The organism is Actinoplanes rectilineatus, from assembly GCF_000962825.1.
GTDB classification, from domain to species: Bacteria; Actinomycetota; Actinomycetes; order Mycobacteriales; family Micromonosporaceae; genus Actinoplanes; species Actinoplanes rectilineatus.
The window spans coordinates 98284-116513 of the sequence record NZ_JZKF01000006.1 but is presented as its reverse complement, the minus strand read 5'-3'; the positions used below and the strand labels follow the sequence as shown (position 1 = coordinate 116513).

Below are 18230 nucleotides of genomic sequence, written 5' to 3'. Positions count from 1 at the left end.
CGCACCAATCACGCGATCTTGCGTTTCCGCAGGTCAGGCAATCACGGCCTGGTTTACACGGGCGAGCAATCACGGACCACTCACGGCAATCACGCTGACAGGTGTTTGTGCAGGTCAGGCAATCACGGCAGCAATCACGGCAATCACGCGGTAGGCAATCACGCTCCCCTCCTCCTCTTTAGAGGAGGGGGCGTATGCCTTGATTCGCCACGCCCGCCGTTATGAACTTCAATATTTGGACCCCCTTGGAGCAGTCATGCCACTTCCTGACGATCTCAACGCTGCACGACTGCGCCTGGCGCCCTTTCGCGAGCCGGACCCTTCCATCACTCCTACTTCCAGGGAGGGCAAGGGTCGAACCCTGGAGCGCCTTAAGGAGGCGCAGATCCACGCCGAGTGGCGAATGCTGGCCACCTTCGCCTGGGACGTCTCCGAATTTAAGGCCGTCTTCGCCGAGATGCCCGATATGACTATCCCGGTCCACATGTCCGGGCCCACACGTCACCTGTTCAACGCCGTTGCCGAATGCATCGATATGCAGAGGATCACCGCGTTGACTCCGAATGCCATTATCAACGCCTTCGAAGTCTACGGCGAACGCGAGCTAGCCAGCTCTGGTCTCGCCGAGAAGCTCTGGAAGATTGACCCCGCCCCCTACGGCTCCACCCAGTGGGCCGCCCTGGCCAATGACTTTGCGAAGTCTCGCCGCCGGCTGGGTCAGGAGGTTTGGCCGGAAGCGCTTTACCGCTGGTACGACCTTGATAACCGCCTGCTCTACATCGGTATCACCAATGACGTTGCATCCAGGCAGTACTCCCACGCCAAAAAGTCCTCGTGGTCGGCGTTCGCTGCACGTTGTTCCGTTGAGAGGTTCCCTGATCGACAGAGTGTCGAGACCATGGAACGTAACTTCATCCTGCAGGAGAGGCCTTTGTTCAATCACCGGCACAACGACACTCCCGAAGCCCGCGAACGCCTCGTTGCCTACTTGGTCGCAAAGGAACGTCTGGATCTCTTGGCTCCAGCAATCAGCCGTGGGTGACCAACGCCGCCCACGGATGTTAAGCCAGTCTCATGATCACGGCGCACGGGAACCTCACACCAAAGGAGCACCATGACGGTCATCCCGCAGACCTACCCGCTGTTCGTCGTCTATCTGGGCGCGAACGGGAACGACTGCCGCGTGTTTCCCAGCGTCTTCGCCGTCGTTGCTTGGCACCACTACCACGAGGGCGGCGTCGGGGAGCCGGTCACCATTGGTCTTGCCGGAGCTGAGAACCCGGGGGAGGCAGCGTTCACGCGCCGGTTCTTCCACTCGCACGAGGCTGCTGCCGCGTACATCGCCCAGGAGCAGGCCACGCCGCCTCACGCAGCTGGTCACTGACCCCGAGGTCTGGCGTTGTTAGGTGGTCGGCCCTTCGTCTTGGCGGGGGGCCGGAACCGTTCGAGTTCGGCCAGCCTGCGCGGGTCGTCGAGGAGCCACAGCAGGGCGGCGTGCAGGGCGTCGCCGATCGTCCAGCCCCACTCCCCTAGCGCCTCCGCGGCGGCCTGTTTGTCGTCGGCGGTGGGCCGGACGCTGACGGTGGGGTCGCGGTGGCGGTCTGGCACCTGGCCAGCATGGCATGTGGACTCCATTTATCCCCCTTGTGAGCAGGCATGACCTTGGCCTCAACCGATAGAATAAGTGGACTCCACTTTTTGGCCGAGCAGCCCGCCTGCGGGGCTCAGTGACTGACCAGCCATCCGAAGGAGAACCGCCATGGTTCACGACGACGACGAACGCCACAGCCCTCTACGACTGGTGAGGGTCGACGATCCGCCCCTCACCGTCGTACCCGTCGGCGCCGACAAGGCCACCGCCATCCGCGCCTTCAACACCTCCTACCCGAACCTCGACTGGGTCGCCACCCTGGCCGAACTGCGCCGCGACTTCCCGGGCCTGACGACCGACGAGGTCCGCACCGTCATGGCCGGACACAGCTGATGGGTGAGTACATCACCGAGGACCAGTTCCTCAACCTGCTCGTCGAACGGCTCCACGGCACGCCCGGCATCGAGCTGGACGCCCAAACCGACCACGTCGCCGGGAACCTCGCCGACATCGCCGTCCTCATCCTGGCCGTCCACTCCGAACACGGGCCCGTCCTGTTCGGCGACTGACCCACCGCAAGCTGACCCGCCCGACCGCGAAAGGAACCGCCATGACCGACAAGCCGCTGATGTGGATCGCCTACGACCTGACCATCTCCGACAACCAGAAGAACCGGGAGCAGTTCAACGGCGACGCACCCGCCTGGGGCGAATCCCTGGATGACCACCTCGCCAAACAGGGCATTCCGGTACCGGAGGTGGGCGACCGCCTGAACCTGCGAATGGGTGTCCGAACCGTCGAGTCGCGACGTCTGGAGCAGCCGGAACGCGACGACAACGGCGACCGGGTGACCGGCTGGTACTGGACCATCTTCGTTCACTGACCTGAAAGGACCCGCCGTGACCCTGTTCTCCGCCGCCTACTACGCCGAGCTGGCGCGCACCATGAACTGCCCCCGCTGCGACCGTCCTGCTGGCAGGGACGAGGTGGACAACGGTGTCGGCATCCTGGTCGGCCCGTACGGCTGCCCGTGCGGCTGGTCCGAGAATCCCGACTACGACACGTCCGGCGGTCCGCGGCATGACGACGCCGGCTACCGGCTGGACCAGTGGGGCGGGGCGACACCGCCGCAGACCATCGAAAGTGAGATCCGATGAACGACCAGCCGATCAGCGGCCACCTGCAAACCGACCTGGGTGTCTACCCGGACGAGCGCTGCGAATCCACCGCGATCATCGAAATGCCGCACGGCACCGACTTCTACGAGACCCAATGCGCCCTGCACCACGAACACGACCCGCACCAAGAGCAGCACACCGACGGGACGGGCGCGTTCTGGGGCGACGATGGAGAGGTCGAATTCCGGTGACCAACACCCTCACCGCCGACCAGGCCAACGCCATTTACGACATCCTCACCCAGCATGCCGGCGCCCACGAAGACGGCCGCAGCAACTTCGTCACCGCCCAGACCGGCAACGGCCCGGCCGAGTACCGCTTCCAGGGTTCGCTCGGGTTCGGCGGCAAGTTCTGGCGCACCACCGGCATGCGCCGTACCGACCGTAACCTGAGCTGGCGGGTGACCTGCTACGAGGAGGACCGGACACCGGACCGGGACGTGGCGGTGGAGGCGACGAACCGGGCACTCGCCGGGCTCCTTGCACGGCAGGAGACGGCGGCGTGAGCGCCCTGACCCGCTGTACCGGCTGCGACGACCACGAGCCCGGCTTCAGCATCGTCGGCCCGGCCGGAACCCTCCACTGCGACCCCGACACGTGGCACCTGTCCGCCGACGGTGACCTGCCGCCCGGGGCGGTCGCATCCGGGTACGCCGACGAGGCCCACGCCGCGCACAACATCAGCCCGGACCGGCTGTGGACGTGGCTCGAAGACCACTACCGGAACATGCTCGCCCTGACCGGAGGAACCCGATGACCAGCATCCGCCGTGCCGATCGCAAGCTGCGCCGCTGGGAACGCTACCTGCGCCGCTACCGCACCGTCTTCGCCGACATGACCATCCGCTCACAGCCAGGCCACCAGCGAGCCTGGGAGGCCCTGTCCGCTGCGCGGTCCGCAAAGGCGGCACGATGACCGACACCGACCAGTACGCCGAACTCGAAGCCGCCCTCGCCCCGCTGCGGGCCGCCCAGCCGGGCATCAGCAACCAGGAAGCCGCAGCTCTCCTCCCGCCGCATCTGGAGAAGCAGCTGTGGGAACGGGCCGTCGACCGCTACCTGAACGAAGCCCTCGCCGGGCTGGACGCCGAGGAGGCCCCGTGAGCACCGGAATGCCCGCCGGGATCTGGCTGACCAAGTTCGGCACCATCATCACCGACTACTTCGGCCACATCCCCTACCAGGTCGGCTCGTCCCTCGACCGCAAGGATTGGCGCGACGTCGACGTCCGGCTGATCCTGCCCGACAACGAGTACGCGGTCCAGTTCGGTGACATCCACCGCAGCAGCGAAACCGACCCAAAACTCGCCGCCATCACCCTTGCGTTCGCTGCCCTCGGCAAGCAGATGACCGGCCTGCCCATCGACTTTCAGATCCAGTCAGAGTCGCACGCAAACAAGCTCTACCCGGACAAGCGGAGCGCGCTTATCGAGATCCGGAACATCGACTGATGTCCTCCCTGGCCTACAGGCTGGACAAGCAGTTCGTCTACCAGCGCACCATCCATGCCACCTCCGGTGATCCGCAAGACCTAGCCGTCACCGTCGACCACCTCACCGACCTGATCGCCGCACAAACCCGGCAGGACCCGGACCGGGTGCGCCGACACGTGAAGGTCGAGTTGGAGCGGCGGGCCGACACGGGCGAGCTACTGCGCTGGGCCGACGTGTTCGGAGCCTCGCTCCGGGCCGACCGCGCCGACCACTACTTCCTGCCCCAAAAGGACACGGCATGACCCACGCCAGCATCCGCGAGATCAGCCGGCACCTTGGCCTGGCCCGCATCCCCTACGACCGCTACAGCGGCAGCAACGAAAGCGACGAAGCGATCACCTTTCGGGTCGAGGACAGCGACGCCAGCTACACCCTCGTCTGGTCCGAACGCGACCGGTGCTGGGTGCTGAACTCCGCACTCGAACTGAGCGAGAACATCCTCGGGCCGACCTCCACGGTGAAGCTGCCCGTCGCCGACCCGGGCAGCGCTCTTCTGGTCGCGGCAGCGGTGGAGGGCGTCCACCGGGGCCTGGTCGACGAATTCGAATCCGTCCGATGAACGTCACCCGCCTCGCCGGCCACACCCTCCCGAACGAGGGCCGGATCACCGTCAACGGCTACCGCACCAACCAAGGGCCCGCCGTCTGCTCGTGCGGCTGGACGTCCGCCGACCTGTTCTCCGACACGTCCCGACGGGACGCGCACCGCCAGCACAAGCAGGACGTCGCCACCGCAGGACGGCAGCCGTGACCAACACCCCGATTCCCGGCCTCTACCTGGTCCTCGCCGACTACGGCCACGGCCCCGGCGGTGATCACGACGAGGCGTACAGCGACCCGGCGTTCGCGTGGAAGATGGCCGGCGAGTTGCAGGAAGCTGCGGACGACAGCGACGACGCCGTGGTCTACGGCGTGTACACGCTGGCCGCCGTTGAGAGGCCGGGCCGGTCGTGACCGGCGCCCAGTTGCTCGCCCGGGCCGCCGACAAACTCGACGCCCTCCTTGCCGACGCGACCGACGGCCCGTGGTGGTCCGACGAATCCGACCAGTACTGGCAACTCCATGGCGTCCACGGCTACCTCCCCGGCCCGCTACCGGGCATGCCCGACCAGATCGTCAACACGCAGATCCTCAAAGCCCCGAAGACCGGTGACCGGTTCGAGCCGTACTGGCCGGGCCACGCGGACGGGCAGCTCATCACCGCCATGGCGAACCCGCTCGTCGGCCGGGCACTCGCGACCGCGTTCCGGGCGCACACCGACAACCCGCCTGCCGATCTGGTCGACGTGGCCCGCGCAATCCTGGGAGACGAATCATGACCGGCAACAACGAGCACACCGGGCACGACGCGAAAGCGCCGTACGACTCCCGCCCCGACACCCTGCTCCACTCCCGGCGCGTCGGTGCCCTGATGGTCGACATGCTCCAGGAAGGGATGCGCCGCGCCGTCGAACACGACCTGTCCAAGACGGCCCCGCCCGAAGTCGACCTGTTCGACCGGATGACCCCGCGGCTGAAAGAAGCCCCGTACGGCAGCCCCGCCTACACCGAAGCCCTCACCGACCTGAAACCCGCCCTCGACCACCACTACGCCGTCTCCCGCCACCACCCCCAGCACTTCCCCGACGGCGTCAACGGCATGACCCTCGTCGACCTTCTCGAACTCGTCGCCGACTGGAAAGCGTCCGGCGAACGGCCCGGCGGCACCGGCAGCCTCGAACGCAGCGTCCGCCTCAACCAGCAGCGGTTCGACATCACCGACCAGCTCGCCCAAATCCTCATCAACACCGGCCGGCACTTCGGCTGGACCGACACCAAGGAGACCAACGATGAGAGCCGCTGATCTGCCGGTCGGCAGCGTCGTAGCAGGCAAACGACGGGCCTGGGTCAAGGTCGACGTCGAGCCGTCCGGCACCTGGCACGGGTCCGGCAGCAACGAGTTCGAGTACGACGACTGGGTTCAGGAGTACCTCGACAAGGGTGCCCAGGTGCTCCGGGTCGGAGACGGAGGCCAGCCGTGACCACTGAAATTGTGAAGGGCCGCTGGTATCCGATCACGGCGCCTGCCCTTGACGGCGAGGACGACGACGCCTACACGAACCGGCTCACCGGCGCCGACCAGACCAGCCGCCGACCCTACGACCACGGCCGGAACCGGCAGTGTTCGATCAACTGGCACGAGGAATGCTCCGACCGAGGACATGAGGGTCAGTGCGGGTGCCCGTGCCACGTCGAGCGCCGGGACGCCGAACGCCTGGTCGCCGAGTGGAACGCGGCGGTGCCGACCGGCACGGTCGTGTCGTTCGTCGAGGGCGCCACCGAGCCGCCTGTCGCCACGCTGTCCGAGGCGTACGTCGAGACGGAAGGCCGCTTCGTGGGATGGCCGGTCGTCGACCTGGACACCTTCCCGCACCCGGTGTGGCTGTCGTGGCTGGTCAAGCCGTGAGGGAGTCCTCCGAAGAGGTGATCCAGCGGATCGTCCGGCAGAACCTGCTCCGCCGTGCCCTCGACCCCGGCGGCATCGACCAGTGGGCGCGCGTCGACCGGAGGATCCCCGGCGACCCGGCCGGATGGGTGATCGTCCCCAACCCTTACGACGGAGCCACCCAGAGCCCGGAAGCCGTCAACGGAGACACGGTCAGCCGCGCGATCCGGTACCTCCAAGGCCCGGCGACCCTGGACGACCTCGGCGTCGACGCCGCGTTCATCGACCTGGCCGACGAGATGCTACGCACTGGGCACGTCAACGACTACGAGCTGCGGTTGTCCGCTGCGATCGTGCAGATCGGCCTGTTCGGGAAGGTCCGCTACCCGTGACCCTCGACGAGGCGATCGCGCACATCGGCGGCCCGGTCCTCGCCCACGACTTTCCGTGCCTCTTCGAGGGCGAGATCGTGGAAATGGACGAGCGCCGGCGCATGGTCCGGCTGCGAGTACGCCGCAAAACCATGCCTTACGACTTCCTGGCCCGCACCCAGTGGTGGTCGCCCGCACGCCTGACCGTGCCCGGCTGGTGGGCGAGACGGCAGGCGTGCCCAGCCGAACAGGCGGACCACACCGCTGGCCGGGCAAGCTGAGCGCGTTCCCGGGGTGTGGCAACCCGCGGCGGTGAACCTGGTGATCACCAGCAACCAGGAGGAAACCGTGACCATCAACCCGGAACTCATCAAGGCCGCGAACATCGCTGTTCTCGTCATCCTTGAGGCGCACGCGCCGACAGTCCCACGAACGCCAGACCTCGATCATCTTGCCGACGTCATCGTGAAAGAAATCGCCTCTCCCGCTCACGTCGGCACCGGCCCCAGGCCCGACCAACCTGTCGAGCCACGCCTCAACGATGACGAAGAGAGCGCAGCCTGGCGCCGGGAACGAGTGCTTCAGGTGATACCCAACCCTGCCGGTCGCGGAACGAACTGGTTCTGGAACCTGTCCGAGGACGAGCAACAGGAACTCGCCGGGAAGCTGGCGGAAGCGGCTGCGGCCAAGCTACGCGGAGAGAACTGACCTGAGGCCGAGGGCCCGTCACTCCCCTGGGGTGGCGGGCTTTTGCGGGTCCGGGTTCTTACGCGGACGTCCCGGCTGACGCTTCTCCCGGTAGTACGGCCGCAGCTGGGCAAGAAGCCCGTCCTGGTCGGCGACCAGTGCCCGCAGACACGCCTGAACCAGCTGCTGCATCGACCAGCCCGACCCTTCCAGTACCCGTCTCGCCGCGTCGAGTTCGGCTCGTGGGGCGCGGACGTCTACGCGCGGGTCGTTGCGGTCCTCGGTCACGGGGCCAGTGTCTCATTGTGACCACCAAAATCCCCCGCAGGTGCACTCGCACGGGGTCGTGATCGTGGAGGCCGGTCGGTAAACTGGAGACTTAATCTGACCACCAATTCTGATCAGGGGAAACGTATGCAGCCGGAAACCCAGAAGCTGATCGACGACCTCATGAGCGGCATGCCCGAAAGCTGGGACAGCGACTACGCGCCCGCGCACCTCGTCGTCGCCTACGTCCGCGAACTCGAACGCCGCGTCACCGCCCTCGGCGGGAACCTCGAGTGGTACCCCGGCACCACCGACGCCCGCGCCAAATTCGTCACCGCCGCCGCGAAACACGTCACCACCGAAGGCGTCGACGAATGGAACGACATGGTCGACGCCTGGAACGCCTACCTGCGCCAGATCGAGGCGAACGCCTGATGGACGCCTTCACCATCACCATCCGCCACCCCGACGACGAACACCTCACCATCGAGGTCAACGGCCGCACCGTCTCATCCGCCAACCACGACGAACACGGCTGGTCCGGCATGGACGCCGTCGAGAAGACCGCCCGCGCCATCGCCAAAGCAGCCGGCGTCGCCGTCGAAGAGGCGTGGGGCGCCGACGAGGAAGAGGGGCCGACCGAATGACCGACCACCAGTTCACCGAAGGCGACCGCGTCTACCACCGCCAGCGCCGCGAGGTCGGCATCTACGTCAAGCCGGACTGGTGCCGCAAAGACAGCATCGTCGACTTCCCCTCCGACGACTGGTGCCGGGTCACCACCGACCAGCTCATCCCGGCCGACGAGGTGCCCGCGTGACCGTCACGATCCCCCGCGCCGAACTCGACGCCGTGATGCGCCAGTTCGATGCGGTCTGGCCCACCCAAGGCGACACCACCACCCAGACCGTCCGTGAAGCTGTCATCGTCATCCGGGCCGAGGTGGACGGCATCTCCAGCACGAAGTTCGAGGAACAGTTCCGCCGAACCCAGATGACCAGATTGGCCGCCGACCTGGACGCCCTCGCCGACCGCTACGAGAAGGAGACACCCGCATGACCGACGTCCGAGCCTGGGTCTACGAAGGTGACTCCCTCGCCACCCACGTTGAACGCCTCACCGACACCGACGACAACAACAGCTACTACCTGCTCCCCGACCCGCTCGTCACCGCGTACGAGACTGCCGAGAAGCAGATCGCCGCGGCCCGGACGGCGATCGAAGCCCACATCCGGGACAACCGGCTCCAGAAGTACGACCCGGCATGGACAGAGATCGGATCATGACCGTCCAGCCCACCTACGCCTGGTGCTTCTCCCACGGCAGCCTCCACACCTTCCGCGCCGACGGCATCTGGTGCAACGCCACCTGGATCGACCTCGGCACCAACAGTGAAGAAGCCGCCCTCCGCGTTAAGTCCGCCCACTTCGGCGACGCCCGGTTCCTCGACGACCTGAACCCCGACGCACGCACGGCGGTCCTCAACCAGGCCAACGCCCGCGACGACGCCGAGTTCGCCGCCCGGCCGTGGTGTGACGGCTTCCGCTACTCCGCCCGCTGCGGCTCCATACTGCGGCACGCCCCGCACGCCGAGGGCGAACAACCCGCCTGGCATGACGAGAACTGACGAAGGAGACCACCATGACCGCGATCACCCCGCTCGACCTCACCGTAGGCCAGCAACTCCGGCTCGGTGGTGACCCGCACCCATGGACTGTCCGCGCGGTCAGCGAATACTTCGCCGTCCTGACCCTCGACCTGGCCAGCCGGACCGACACTATTCAGCGGCTCTACACCGTCCTCGACTGGCGCAACGGCGTCCGCGGACCCTGCAACCTGTCCGGGCAGGCGTGGGGTGACGGCACCTACAGCACGGCCGAATGCGCGGAGATGCTCGCCGAGTTCGAGGCCGGCCGCCTCGAGGTGTCGCACCGCAACCAGGTGCGCATCGACATTGCCGAGGTGCTGGCGTGACCCGCCCCACCAGCCACGAAGCTGCCATCCAAGCACTCAACCTCCTGGCCGACCGCCTCGACAAGGCGGACAAGACCGGTGTGTGGACGCCCGAGGTCGCCTACATCATCGCCCTCGGCGAGAACATCCAGGCAGCCCTCGACGGACGCCCGGCCGTTCACGAGGCCATGCGGGGAAGCGACGTCGAAGCATGGCTCAAGCGGCACCGCGAGGCGTACCGCGAGCCGGACGGCACGGTGACCGGGGCGTGGCATGCGATCGACGGGATCCTCGACGACTACCGCGACCACGCCGACACCGGCACACCCCTCAGCAGTGAGGTCCAAGGCCCGGCCTGGCTCTGACCGCCGGCTGTGGTGCTCGACAGGTGCGAGCGCCGCGGCAGACGACCAGACCACGACAGGAGACCCGCGATGCAAGAGCCCGACGATAAGCACCTCGTCCTGATCGGCAACCTCGTTGACAACGACCCGTGGCACCTCGAACTCTGGGCCCGCGACGACGCCCAGGCGAAAGACTCCACCGAACGCTGGTACCAGGCCGGACTCGGCGAGGACGTGCTCGTGCACCGCCTGTCCTGGACGAAGCTGGAAGCGCTCGCCAGCACGCGCATGGACACCCTCACCGTCCTCGGCGAGGTCCGTCCGTGACCGGCCACTGCCCGTGCTGCGGCGTCGACTACAACCCCACGCCCGGCCACGACAACACGCCCAGCCGCTCCGGTGTGTGCACCCGCTGCGCCCGCCACTACGGCTGGGAACCCACGGCCGAACCGCCGATCTGGCTCCTCGATATTGATGGGGTCATCAACGCGTCCCGCGCCGGCTGGTCACGTGCCCCGCACTCCACCCAGGTGTGGTCGAGCATGGACCGCCGCGAGTACCGGATCCGCTGGGAACCGCAACTGATCGCCGCGATCCGCCGCATCCACGACAGCGCCCTCGCCGTGGTCCGCTGGTCGACCACCTGGTGCCCCGACATCACCGCCGTCCAGGACCGGCTCGGCACCGGCGCCTACGAGACCGCGTTCGGCGACCGGCCGGCGCACCTGGTGTGGGCGGAGCTGAAAGTGCGTGCCGCCTTGGACGTCCTCGAGGGCGGGCGTCGGCTCATCTGGACCGACGACGTCGAGGTGGACGCAGCCCGGGACCTGTTCCCCGAGCTGGGCGAGGCGGAGAAAGCAGGTCGGGCGCTGCTGATCGCACCCAACCCGTCCCGCGGGCTGCGGCCCGAACACATCGACCTCATCGAAGCGTTCTGCAAGGAGGAGCAGTGACCGACACCGCGGAGGTGCTGCACGCGAAGATGCGGGCCCTCGCTCTCCAGCTGCTGCGCCGCAGTGATGATCCGGCCGTCAACGACTGCGGACAGCTCATCTACGACACCCTCACCGGCGACTTCGACGCGCGCGTCGACGAGGTGCAGTTGTGACTCCGGGGTTGGCTGGGGCGACGAGGAGTCCTCCGCGTCGAAGGTGCGCAACTTGCACCGCTTGGAGTCCGAAAGTGAGCGTGAAGCGCTTGCAGCTCACAGGCTCCCACCAGCAGATACGAACAACTACTACGGAAGGCGTGTCCGGGATTGTGCACGTGAACACACATTGATCACAACCGGGTGTGCGGATCGAACATGTGGCCTAACCAGGCCCGTAACCCATAGAAAACGGGCACGATCCACACCAGACCGAACCCTCCCCGTAACCCACCCGCGAGATCGAGGTTGGCCCACGTAGACACCGATCAACACACCGGGAGGCGACCATGCACGGAGACACCACCCGCGAACACATCGCCCTCGGCACCCAACACCCCGCCGAACGCGGCCTCCCCCAACACGACACCGAAGCCCACACCCAACGACGCGGCGAACACCTCACCTACCTCAGCCTCGGACTCACCACAGGCCTCGCCATCACCGCCCTCGCCGCCGTCATCCTCCTCGACTCCCACGTCTGGGCCGAAGTCGAATACCGGCTCCTCGCCTTCGTCCTCGCCCTTTGCGTCTTCTCCGTCAGCATCACCGCCGGAGTCGCCGGCCAACTCGAAAAAATGCTCCGCCCCCAGCGCACCATCACCCGCCGGGCAGCGATCCGCGCCGACGAAAACGCCCGGCGCATCGAAGCGAACGCGAAGCTGATCGCCGAGAACAACAGGCTCGCCGCGACCCTCACCACCGGCCACAGCGACGTTCTGGCCGAAGTGCAGGAAATGCGTGCCCAGATGGCGCAGGTCGTGGCTGCCGTTCAGAAAATGCCCACCTGGGAAGACGGCGTCAAGCAAGGAATGGCCCTCGGCCGTGCCGGGGCGAGCCTGGCCGACCTCGACCAGCTGCCAATGAGCACCGGCAAGCGCACGGAATGGCCCAACAACTGACCGTTCCCGCGCTCGTTGGTGAGCCTCTGCCGCCCGGGTGGACTACTCCACTCCACCACTAGGCCACCTAGGCGGTATGCCTACTGTCAGGTGAATGATCTCCCCGCGTCCGGGTGCAACCATCTATCAACAAATTGCGGCCCACCTGCGGGAACAGATCGTCACCGGGAAACTTCGACCCGGACAACCATTGCCGTCCGCCCGCAGCCTCGCCCAGCAGTACGGCATCACCCGCGAAACAGCCACGAAGGCCCACGACATTCTTCGCAGCGAAGGACTCGTCACCCGGGCCAGGGGCCATGCTTGGGTGGTGCGCGAACAACCTGAGATGCGCGACCTCACCCCACCGGCCGGCGCAACCGTGACGGCCCGGCCGGCGACCGAGTTGGAACGGGCCGAGCTGGACCTGCCGGATGGGGTTCCGCTCTTGGTGGTGGCAGATCCGGGCGGTGGGGTGACGGTGTTTCCGGCGGACCGGTGGCGGCTGGTCTGGCCCGGCTGACACGCCTCAAAAGCCGGGCTGGTTGCCCCACCGTTACCCCAAAGCAAGATCTGGCCTGCCGTGGATATCAGCGAATAGGATGGCCGAATTCTTCAGCCAGCGCCTTCAGGTCGGGTTCGCCGAATCTGTCGACCATGCGCTTGAACTGGGCGGCCTTGTCGGCGCCGAAGCGGGCCACGCTCGCCGCGAAGGAGGCCGCCGTGACGAAGCCGGGGGTGCCGCCCTTGCTGTGGAACTTGTCGGCGTACATCACGATCTCCTCCTCCGGGGTGTCGGCGAGGTAGTCGGCCACCGGCAACGGCAGGCCCTGCTGCACCACGTCGTCCCTGGTCACGCCGACGCCGGTGTGGTGGGCGCAGAACCGGCTCAGCACGTCCGGCAGTTCCAGCCCGTGCAGCCACTGCTCGCCGAGCACGCCGTGCCGCACGTAGTGCTCGCCGGCCGCCAGGCGGTAGACGCCGATGTCGTGCAGCAGCGCGCCGGCCCGGACCAGGGCGAGGTCGACGCCGGGCGGGGCCACCTGTTCGGCGATGCGGCAGACGATCCGGCAATGGGTCCAGACGAGGTCGAACGCCTCGGCACTGGGGGCAGCCTGTTCGTGCAGCTCACGGATTTGCTGGTCACTGGAAACGATCACCATCCCATGATCCCAGACCGTACGGGGCAACGAGGAATTTACATACATGAGACCGTGGCGGGCATGGCCCATCTCTCTCGCATCGGCGAGGCGGCCGCGATCAGTACCGCCGCGATCGTCGCCGCCGCCGTCGCCGTCCCGACCGGAGCATCCGCCACCCCATCGATCACCTGGTCCGCCTGCACCGAGACCGAGCTGTCCGGTTTCGACTGCGCGGCCTACGAGGTGCCGCTCGACCACGACGAGCCGCGCGGCGCCACCACCACGATCGCCCTCGCCCGGCGGCCCGCCGATGATCCCGCGCACCGGATCGGCACGCTCTTCGTGAATCCGGGCGGTCCGGGCGGCGCCGGGCGCGGCATGGTCACCCGGGCGGCCGACATCGCCTCGCCCGCGGTGCTCGCCCGTTTCGACCTGGTCGGTTTCGACCCGCGCGGCATCGGGGGAAGCGACCCGGTGCAGTGCCATCCGACCGAGGAGGAGGCGGCCGCCGTCCTGGACCGGGTCACCGGTGTGCCGCTGACCGCGGCCGAGATCAGCGAGACCCTGGCTGCCCGGTACGAGTACACCGAGGCCTGTAAGGCGAACATGGGCCCGCTGCTCACCCACATGAGCACGGTGAACGTGGCGCAGGATCTCGACCGGCTGCGCCGCGCGGTGGGCGACGACAAATTGACCTACCTCGGGTTCTCCTACGGGACGCTGCTCGGCGCCACCTACGTGAACCTGTTCCCGCAGCGGGTCCGGGCGGTCATCCTGGACGGCAACGTCGACCCGGAGCAGCGCACCGATCACCGCCTGGAGAACAAGTTCGACCGGGCCGGCGGGTTCGAGATCGCCCTGTCCGGTTTCCTGGCGGCCTGCGACGAGGCCGGTGCGGCCTGCCCGTTTGCGGGTGACGCCCGGGTGAGGTTCGACGCACTGCGCGAGCGGTTCCGGCAGGGTCCGGTGACGATCCCGGGACTCGGCGAACGCACGATCGACGATTTCACCGAGTTCATCGGGGAGACGCTGTACGACATGGCCGAGTTCCCGGAGACGGCGGCGACCCTCCAACTGGTGTACGAGGTGGTGTTCGGCCAGTCCGCCAGGAAGATCACCGACGTCACCTTCCCGAAGTCTTCCGGACTCCCGTCGGACGACGCGTACGGGTTCAACTCGCTGGACGCCTCGCTCGCGGTGAACTGCTCGGACAACCCGCTGCCCCGGAACCCGGCCGCCTATCCGGCGATCGCGGACCGGTTCGAGGCGGCGCACCGCACGTTCGGGCGGGCCGAGGCGCTGAGTGAGGCCGGCTGTGCGAACTGGCCGCGGATCACCGAGCGTTATCACGGTCCGTGGAACAAGCGGACCGCGAACACGGTGCTGCTGCTGAACCCGACCTTCGACCCGGCTACGCGGTACGACTTCGCGCTCCGGATGAGCCGAGAGCTCGGCAACGCGCGGCTGCTGACGCTCGACGGGTTCGGGCACACCACCCGCTACAGCCAGTGTGTGACCGACTGGAAATCCCGCTATCTGCTGAACGGCGACGTGCCCCCGGCGGGCACTCGGTGCACCCAGGACACCCCGCCTTTCCCGGGCTAACCAGACAGAACACCCCGCGGCGCCGGCCCTGACAGGGCCGGCGCCGCTCTGCGTTCACAGCGTTCTTTGAGCTTCCTCTGAGGTTCGCAAACCTACCCAGGCCCTAGGAAAGGGCTTACCGTAACCATTCAAGTTCATCGATGAGTCACCCGCTGTTCACCTTGAGTACCAGGAGGTCGCACCACTATGCCCCGGCTCGCACTCTTTGCGATAGACCTTGTCGCGGTGTCCATCCTGGTCTTCGGCCTGTACTTCCCCCGTCACCGCCGCCGTGACCTGGTCGTCGCGTACCTCGGGGTGAACGTCGGCGTGCTCGCCGTCGCCGGCTCGCTGAGCTCCAGCACCGTCGGTGCGGGACTCGGCCTCGGCCTGTTCGGCGTACTCTCGATCATCCGGCTGCGCTCGACCGAACTCGACCAGCACGAGGTGGCGTACTACTTCTCGGCCCTCGCGCTCGGCGTCCTCGGCCCGCTCAGCGGCGGTCCCGCCTGGCTGGCCCCCTCGCTGATGGGCCTGATCCTGGTGGTGATGTTCCTCGGCGACCACCCGCGGCTGCTGCGCACCTACCACCGGCAGACGCTGGTGCTGGACACCGCGATCGTCGAGCAGACGGCACTGATCGCCAAACTCGAGCAGGTCCTCGGCGCCCGCGTCCACAAGGCCACCGTGGAACGGGTCGACCTGGTCAACGAGACGACCATCGTCGAGGTGCGGTACTCGTACCCCCAGAACCGCAAGGCGGACGCCCTGGCCGGAGCGCACCGATGAAGGTCCTGGATCCCATCTCGCTGGCCGAACTCACCGAGAAGGCCGCACTGCAGACCCGGGTCGACCGCAAGTACGTGCTGCCCCGCGACGCCGCCCTGCAGATCATGGGAACGGTCGATCCGCGGACCCGGGTGCTGGAGATCGGCGGCGAGCGCGCCTTCCGCTACCGGTCGGTCTACTTCGACACCCCGGACCTGATCAGTTTCCGCCTCACCGCGCATCGCCGCCGGCGCCGATTCAAGGTCCGGACCCGGACGTACGTGGACTCGGCCGCCTGCTGGTTCGAGGTCAAGACCGAGGGGTACCGGGGCGGAACGGTCAAGGACCGGCTGCCCTACGAGCTGGACCACCAGGACAGCGTCGAGGCCGGGCTCCCGTTCGTCGAGGAGATCCTGGGCAGCGCCTATCCGCTGGTCCCGACGCTGGTCACGCACTACCGGCGGACCACGCTGTACCAGCCGGCCGGGAACTCGCGCGCCACCGTCGACGTGGACCTGAGCTGGACCTGCGCCGACGGCATCGGCCTGTTCCTGCCGGACATCGCGATCGTCGAGACGAAGACCAGTTCCGCCGCTTCCCCGATCGACCGGTTGCTGTGGGCCCGTGGGCACCGCCCGGTCAGCATCTCCAAATACGCCACCGGGCTGGCCGCGCTGCGCCCCGAGCTGCCGGCCACCCGATGGAGTCGCACTCTGAGGCGACATTTCCGCTAGTCACCATCCACGTAAGGAAGAATCGTGCGAAGACTCCCCCATCTCGCCGCCGTCAGCGCCGCCGCCCTCGCCGTCCTCGTGGTGCCGGCGGCACCCGCCCTCGCCGCCGGCCCCGCCGCGGCGGCGGCGCTCGCCGCCAACGTGGCCGACCACGACGTCGCCGCCGACCACACCTGGTCCGAGTCGGACGTCGCCGCGGTCACGCTGACCGGCACCTCCGCGACCACCACCAGCTCCAACGTGACCGTCTCCGGCAGCACCGTCACGGTGAACGCCGCGGGCACCTACCGCTTCGCGGGCTCCCTCACCAACGGCCAGATCGTGGTGAACAGCACCGGCTCCGGAGTGGTCCGGCTGATCCTCAACGGGGTGACGATCACCAACAGCACCACCGCCGCGATCAACGTCACCGCGGCCACCCGGGTCCTGGTCCACCTGCAGTCCGGCACCACGAACCGGCTCACCGACGGCACCACGTCGGTGGACGGCGCGCTGGTCTCCTCGTCGGACCTGACCATCGACGGCCCCGGCGCGCTGGTCGTCACCGGCAACGCCAACGACGGCATCGCCGCCAAGGACGGCCTGGTGATCACCGCCGGGACGATCACGGTGACCGCCAAGGACGACGCGATCCGCGGCAAGGACTACGTGGTCGTCGACGGCGGCACGATCACCGCGACCGGCAGCGCCGGCGACGGGATCAAGGCCGACAACGAGGAGAGCGCCACCGCCGGGTACGTCTGGATCGGCGGCGGCACGGTCAGCGCCACCGCGGCCGACGACGCGATCACCGGCCAGACCGACGTGCTGGTCAACGGCGGCACGATCACCGCGCGGACGTCGGCCGGCAAGGGCCTCAAGGCCGGCACGCTGGTGGCGATCAGCGACGGCCAGGCCACGGTGACCGCCACCGTCGACGACGGCCTGCACTCGGACGGCAACATCACCGTGGACGGCGGCAGCACCACCATCTCCAGCGGCGACGACGGCGTGCACGCGGAGAACATCGTGACCGTCGCCGGCGGCTCGGTGAACGTCACCAAGTCGGTGGAGGGCATCGAGGGCCTCAAGGTGTACTTCACCGGCGGCACCGCCGGCGCCACCGCCTCCGACGACGCGGTCAACGCCTCCGACCCGGCGTACGAGGAGATGCAGAACTCCCCCAACGCGCTGATCCAGGTCAGCGGCGGAACGGTGCTGGTCAACGGCGGCACCGACGGGCTGGACTCCAACGGCGCGCTCACCCTGACCGGCGGCAACGTGGTGGTCACCGGCTCCGCGACGCGCGGCGGCGGTGAGGGCGGCCTGGACTCCAACGGCGCGCTGACCATCACCGGCGGGACCGTGCTGTCGGCGGGCATCAGCGCCTCGACCAGCACACTCCCGACCGCGGGCCAAGGCTGGGTGCAGGTCACCTTCAGCGCCAACCAGGCGGCCGGCACGATCGTGCACCTGGCCACCACCTCGGGCACGCAGATCGCGACCTACCAGTCGACGAAGGCGTTCAAGAGCGTGGTCTTCTCGTCCAGCCAGATCACCCGGGGCACCGTCTACGCGGTCCGGACCGGGGGCAGCGTGTCGGGCACGGCCGTCGGCGGCGGCCTCTACACCGGAGGCACGTTGTCCGGCACCCAGGTCACCACGGTCACGGCAGGCGTGCGGTCGTAA

General features: G+C 67.8%; 43 protein-coding genes. 40 read left to right on the top strand and 3 right to left on the bottom strand.

Going from position 1 to position 18230, the window contains the following annotated elements:
- Positions 1-256 precede the first annotated feature (256 nt).
- The gene (locus WH85_RS06540; RefSeq protein WP_157410817.1) at positions 257-1042 is read left to right on the top strand and encodes a GIY-YIG nuclease family protein; all 786 of its coding nucleotides are present in this window, start codon (positions 257-259) and stop codon (positions 1040-1042) included.
- Between the two features lie 72 nt (positions 1043-1114).
- Positions 1115-1384, top strand: a complete 270-nt coding sequence (locus WH85_RS06535; protein WP_045740782.1) for a hypothetical protein — start codon at positions 1115-1117, stop codon at positions 1382-1384.
- Here the strand turns inward: WH85_RS06535 and WH85_RS06530 are convergent.
- A complete protein-coding gene (locus WH85_RS06530) occupies positions 1378-1608 on the bottom strand; it encodes a hypothetical protein (RefSeq protein ID WP_045740781.1) in 231 nt (76 codons plus the stop codon). The two genes, WH85_RS06535 and WH85_RS06530, sit on opposite strands and share 7 nt — an antisense overlap.
- Before the next feature lie 151 nt (positions 1609-1759).
- Between WH85_RS06530 and WH85_RS06525 the strand changes: the two genes are divergently transcribed.
- From WH85_RS06525 to WH85_RS06435, 21 genes are read left to right on the top strand one after another with little or no spacing between them, the layout of a single operon-like run.
- Positions 1760-1984 (top strand): hypothetical protein, encoded by a 225-nt coding sequence (locus tag WH85_RS06525; RefSeq protein WP_045740780.1) that lies wholly within the window; start codon positions 1760-1762, stop codon positions 1982-1984.
- On the top strand, positions 1984-2160 hold the full coding sequence (locus WH85_RS50070; protein ID WP_157410816.1) for a hypothetical protein: 177 nt from the start codon (positions 1984-1986) through the stop codon (positions 2158-2160). Before WH85_RS06525 ends, WH85_RS50070 begins: the two co-directional genes overlap by 1 nt.
- A gap of 41 nt (positions 2161-2201) precedes the next feature.
- Positions 2202-2474, top strand: coding sequence for a hypothetical protein (locus tag WH85_RS06520; RefSeq protein ID WP_045740779.1), 273 nt, complete (start codon positions 2202-2204; stop codon positions 2472-2474).
- Between the two features lie 16 nt (positions 2475-2490).
- Complete coding sequence (locus WH85_RS06515) at positions 2491-2748, top strand: hypothetical protein (protein ID WP_045740778.1); 258 nt, start codon at positions 2491-2493, stop codon at positions 2746-2748.
- A complete protein-coding gene (locus tag WH85_RS06510; RefSeq protein WP_045740777.1) occupies positions 2745-2960 on the top strand; it encodes a hypothetical protein in 216 nt (71 codons plus the stop codon). Before WH85_RS06515 ends, WH85_RS06510 begins: the two co-directional genes overlap by 4 nt.
- Positions 2957-3274, top strand: coding sequence for a hypothetical protein (locus tag WH85_RS06505; RefSeq protein WP_045740776.1), 318 nt, complete (start codon positions 2957-2959; stop codon positions 3272-3274). Before WH85_RS06510 ends, WH85_RS06505 begins: the two co-directional genes overlap by 4 nt.
- Positions 3271-3525, top strand: coding sequence for a hypothetical protein (locus WH85_RS06500; RefSeq protein WP_045740775.1), 255 nt, complete (start codon positions 3271-3273; stop codon positions 3523-3525). The genes WH85_RS06505 and WH85_RS06500 overlap by 4 nt, the downstream gene beginning before the upstream one ends.
- On the top strand, positions 3522-3683 hold the full coding sequence (locus WH85_RS50065) for a hypothetical protein (protein ID WP_157410815.1): 162 nt from the start codon (positions 3522-3524) through the stop codon (positions 3681-3683). Before WH85_RS06500 ends, WH85_RS50065 begins: the two co-directional genes overlap by 4 nt.
- Positions 3680-3871: a hypothetical protein gene (locus WH85_RS06495; protein ID WP_045740774.1), complete on the top strand. Its 192-nt coding sequence runs from the start codon at positions 3680-3682 to the stop codon at positions 3869-3871. Before WH85_RS50065 ends, WH85_RS06495 begins: the two co-directional genes overlap by 4 nt.
- Positions 3868-4218 carry a hypothetical protein gene (locus WH85_RS06490; RefSeq protein WP_045740773.1) on the top strand — a complete coding sequence of 117 codons (351 nt, stop codon included), beginning with the start codon at positions 3868-3870 and terminating at the stop codon, positions 4216-4218. Before WH85_RS06495 ends, WH85_RS06490 begins: the two co-directional genes overlap by 4 nt.
- A complete protein-coding gene (locus tag WH85_RS06485) occupies positions 4218-4502 on the top strand; it encodes a hypothetical protein (protein ID WP_045740772.1) in 285 nt (94 codons plus the stop codon). The genes WH85_RS06490 and WH85_RS06485 overlap by 1 nt, the downstream gene beginning before the upstream one ends.
- Entirely contained in the window at positions 4499-4819 is a 321-nt protein-coding gene (locus WH85_RS06480) for a hypothetical protein (RefSeq protein WP_045740771.1), read from the top strand. Before WH85_RS06485 ends, WH85_RS06480 begins: the two co-directional genes overlap by 4 nt.
- Entirely contained in the window at positions 4816-5010 is a 195-nt protein-coding gene (locus WH85_RS06475; RefSeq protein ID WP_045740770.1) for a hypothetical protein, read from the top strand. The genes WH85_RS06480 and WH85_RS06475 overlap by 4 nt, the downstream gene beginning before the upstream one ends.
- Positions 5007-5213 (top strand): hypothetical protein, encoded by a 207-nt coding sequence (locus WH85_RS06470; protein WP_045740769.1) that lies wholly within the window; start codon positions 5007-5009, stop codon positions 5211-5213. Before WH85_RS06475 ends, WH85_RS06470 begins: the two co-directional genes overlap by 4 nt.
- Positions 5210-5578: a hypothetical protein gene (locus tag WH85_RS06465; protein WP_045740768.1), complete on the top strand. Its 369-nt coding sequence runs from the start codon at positions 5210-5212 to the stop codon at positions 5576-5578. The genes WH85_RS06470 and WH85_RS06465 overlap by 4 nt, the downstream gene beginning before the upstream one ends.
- Positions 5575-6102 (top strand): DUF5662 family protein, encoded by a 528-nt coding sequence (locus tag WH85_RS06460; protein ID WP_211275297.1) that lies wholly within the window; start codon positions 5575-5577, stop codon positions 6100-6102. The genes WH85_RS06465 and WH85_RS06460 overlap by 4 nt, the downstream gene beginning before the upstream one ends.
- Positions 6089-6280, top strand: a complete 192-nt coding sequence (locus WH85_RS06455) for a hypothetical protein (protein WP_045740767.1) — start codon at positions 6089-6091, stop codon at positions 6278-6280. The genes WH85_RS06460 and WH85_RS06455 overlap by 14 nt, the downstream gene beginning before the upstream one ends.
- Positions 6277-6705 (top strand): hypothetical protein, encoded by a 429-nt coding sequence (locus tag WH85_RS06450; RefSeq protein WP_157410814.1) that lies wholly within the window; start codon positions 6277-6279, stop codon positions 6703-6705. The genes WH85_RS06455 and WH85_RS06450 overlap by 4 nt, the downstream gene beginning before the upstream one ends.
- Positions 6702-7076: a hypothetical protein gene (locus WH85_RS06445; RefSeq protein ID WP_157410813.1), complete on the top strand. Its 375-nt coding sequence runs from the start codon at positions 6702-6704 to the stop codon at positions 7074-7076. Before WH85_RS06450 ends, WH85_RS06445 begins: the two co-directional genes overlap by 4 nt.
- The gene (locus WH85_RS06440; protein ID WP_045740764.1) at positions 7073-7336 is read left to right on the top strand and encodes a hypothetical protein; all 264 of its coding nucleotides are present in this window, start codon (positions 7073-7075) and stop codon (positions 7334-7336) included. Before WH85_RS06445 ends, WH85_RS06440 begins: the two co-directional genes overlap by 4 nt.
- 31 nt (positions 7337-7367) lie before the next feature.
- Positions 7368-7763: a hypothetical protein gene (locus WH85_RS06435; protein WP_157410812.1), complete on the top strand. Its 396-nt coding sequence runs from the start codon at positions 7368-7370 to the stop codon at positions 7761-7763.
- A gap of 18 nt (positions 7764-7781) precedes the next feature.
- On the opposite strand, the gene WH85_RS50060 is transcribed toward WH85_RS06435, so the two are convergent.
- The gene (locus tag WH85_RS50060) at positions 7782-8030 is read right to left on the bottom strand and encodes a hypothetical protein (protein ID WP_157410811.1); all 249 of its coding nucleotides are present in this window, start codon (positions 8028-8030) and stop codon (positions 7782-7784) included.
- Between the two features lie 126 nt (positions 8031-8156).
- Here WH85_RS50060 and WH85_RS06430 point away from each other — a divergent pair, with 126 nt between their 5' ends.
- The 13 genes from WH85_RS06430 to WH85_RS48100 all read left to right on the top strand — a co-directional run bounded on the left by WH85_RS06430 (position 8157) and on the right by WH85_RS48100 (position 12857).
- Positions 8157-8444 carry a hypothetical protein gene (locus WH85_RS06430; protein WP_045740762.1) on the top strand — a complete coding sequence of 96 codons (288 nt, stop codon included), beginning with the start codon at positions 8157-8159 and terminating at the stop codon, positions 8442-8444.
- A complete protein-coding gene (locus tag WH85_RS06425; protein WP_045740761.1) occupies positions 8444-8656 on the top strand; it encodes a hypothetical protein in 213 nt (70 codons plus the stop codon). Before WH85_RS06430 ends, WH85_RS06425 begins: the two co-directional genes overlap by 1 nt.
- The gene (locus tag WH85_RS50055) at positions 8653-8829 is read left to right on the top strand and encodes a hypothetical protein (RefSeq protein ID WP_157410810.1); all 177 of its coding nucleotides are present in this window, start codon (positions 8653-8655) and stop codon (positions 8827-8829) included. Before WH85_RS06425 ends, WH85_RS50055 begins: the two co-directional genes overlap by 4 nt.
- Complete coding sequence (locus tag WH85_RS06420) at positions 8826-9068, top strand: hypothetical protein (protein WP_045740760.1); 243 nt, start codon at positions 8826-8828, stop codon at positions 9066-9068. Before WH85_RS50055 ends, WH85_RS06420 begins: the two co-directional genes overlap by 4 nt.
- A complete protein-coding gene (locus WH85_RS06415; RefSeq protein WP_045740759.1) occupies positions 9065-9295 on the top strand; it encodes a hypothetical protein in 231 nt (76 codons plus the stop codon). Before WH85_RS06420 ends, WH85_RS06415 begins: the two co-directional genes overlap by 4 nt.
- Entirely contained in the window at positions 9292-9636 is a 345-nt protein-coding gene (locus tag WH85_RS06410) for a hypothetical protein (RefSeq protein WP_045740758.1), read from the top strand. Before WH85_RS06415 ends, WH85_RS06410 begins: the two co-directional genes overlap by 4 nt.
- A gap of 14 nt (positions 9637-9650) precedes the next feature.
- The gene (locus WH85_RS06405) at positions 9651-9983 is read left to right on the top strand and encodes a hypothetical protein (RefSeq protein ID WP_045740757.1); all 333 of its coding nucleotides are present in this window, start codon (positions 9651-9653) and stop codon (positions 9981-9983) included.
- Positions 9980-10327, top strand: a complete 348-nt coding sequence (locus tag WH85_RS06400; RefSeq protein WP_045740756.1) for a hypothetical protein — start codon at positions 9980-9982, stop codon at positions 10325-10327. Before WH85_RS06405 ends, WH85_RS06400 begins: the two co-directional genes overlap by 4 nt.
- A 69-nt stretch (positions 10328-10396) precedes the next feature.
- Entirely contained in the window at positions 10397-10633 is a 237-nt protein-coding gene (locus WH85_RS06395) for a hypothetical protein (protein WP_045740755.1), read from the top strand.
- A complete protein-coding gene (locus WH85_RS06390) occupies positions 10630-11259 on the top strand; it encodes an HAD domain-containing protein (protein ID WP_052720198.1) in 630 nt (209 codons plus the stop codon). Before WH85_RS06395 ends, WH85_RS06390 begins: the two co-directional genes overlap by 4 nt.
- The gene (locus WH85_RS50050; protein ID WP_157410809.1) at positions 11256-11414 is read left to right on the top strand and encodes a hypothetical protein; all 159 of its coding nucleotides are present in this window, start codon (positions 11256-11258) and stop codon (positions 11412-11414) included. The genes WH85_RS06390 and WH85_RS50050 overlap by 4 nt, the downstream gene beginning before the upstream one ends.
- A gap of 329 nt (positions 11415-11743) precedes the next feature.
- Positions 11744-12355, top strand: coding sequence for a hypothetical protein (locus tag WH85_RS06385; protein WP_045740754.1), 612 nt, complete (start codon positions 11744-11746; stop codon positions 12353-12355).
- A 94-nt stretch (positions 12356-12449) separates the two neighbouring features.
- The gene (locus tag WH85_RS48100; RefSeq protein ID WP_045740753.1) at positions 12450-12857 is read left to right on the top strand and encodes a winged helix-turn-helix domain-containing protein; all 408 of its coding nucleotides are present in this window, start codon (positions 12450-12452) and stop codon (positions 12855-12857) included.
- A gap of 67 nt (positions 12858-12924) precedes the next feature.
- Here the strand turns inward: WH85_RS48100 and WH85_RS06375 are convergent, their stop codons facing one another.
- Complete coding sequence (locus tag WH85_RS06375) at positions 12925-13497, bottom strand: HD domain-containing protein (protein WP_245673846.1); 573 nt, start codon at positions 13495-13497, stop codon at positions 12925-12927.
- 60 nt (positions 13498-13557) lie between these two features.
- Between WH85_RS06375 and WH85_RS06370 the strand changes: the two genes are divergently transcribed.
- From WH85_RS06370 to WH85_RS06355, 4 genes are all read left to right on the top strand, one after another.
- The gene (locus WH85_RS06370; RefSeq protein ID WP_052720197.1) at positions 13558-15081 is read left to right on the top strand and encodes an alpha/beta hydrolase; all 1524 of its coding nucleotides are present in this window, start codon (positions 13558-13560) and stop codon (positions 15079-15081) included.
- 225 nt (positions 15082-15306) lie between these two features.
- Positions 15307-15849, top strand: a complete 543-nt coding sequence (locus WH85_RS06365) for a DUF4956 domain-containing protein (RefSeq protein WP_245673845.1) — start codon at positions 15307-15309, stop codon at positions 15847-15849.
- Complete coding sequence (locus WH85_RS06360; protein ID WP_045740750.1) at positions 15846-16562, top strand: polyphosphate polymerase domain-containing protein; 717 nt, start codon at positions 15846-15848, stop codon at positions 16560-16562. Before WH85_RS06365 ends, WH85_RS06360 begins: the two co-directional genes overlap by 4 nt.
- A 24-nt stretch (positions 16563-16586) precedes the next feature.
- Positions 16587-18230 (top strand): carbohydrate-binding domain-containing protein, encoded by a 1644-nt coding sequence (locus WH85_RS06355; protein ID WP_052720196.1) that lies wholly within the window; start codon positions 16587-16589, stop codon positions 18228-18230.